This window comes from Gilvimarinus sp. 1_MG-2023 (assembly GCF_030548285.1).
Genome location: NZ_JAUOSC010000412.1, coordinates 1 through 355, shown reverse-complemented (window position 1 = coordinate 355; position 355 = coordinate 1). Strand labels below are relative to the sequence as shown.

Genomic DNA, 355 nt, shown 5'->3' with positions numbered 1-355 from the left:
AACAGTACCTGATCAGGCCGTACCCATTCACCTTCGGATACACGCCAGATAACCTGAACGTTCGGGTCCAGTTGACGGAAGACTTCATCAACCCAGGCTTTGCCGGCGATGATGGCTCGTTCGCGGCTGATAATACGGGCGTGGGAGCGTTGCTGTACCGGGATCAGGCGGGCCGTAATATCCCCACTGCCGACATCTTCGGCGAGGGCGGTGGCAACGGCGGTGGCAATATCGGCAGCGTGTAGGCTCAGGTTCATGGTATGGCTCTTGATACGAATTGTAGGACGGATAACAGATACAAGGTGTTGTGCCCCTCCGGGCGACCGGGTCTCTCTGGGTCGCGGGTCATGATGGC

The 355-nt window shown here is 58.3% G+C and carries 1 pseudogene; it reads right to left on the bottom strand.

Features of this window, described 5'->3' with window-relative positions:
* A pseudogene (locus tag Q4563_RS17410) lies at nt 1-257 on the bottom strand (carboxylating nicotinate-nucleotide diphosphorylase); the annotation flags it as partial.
* Nucleotides 258-355: the final 98 nt, after the last annotated feature.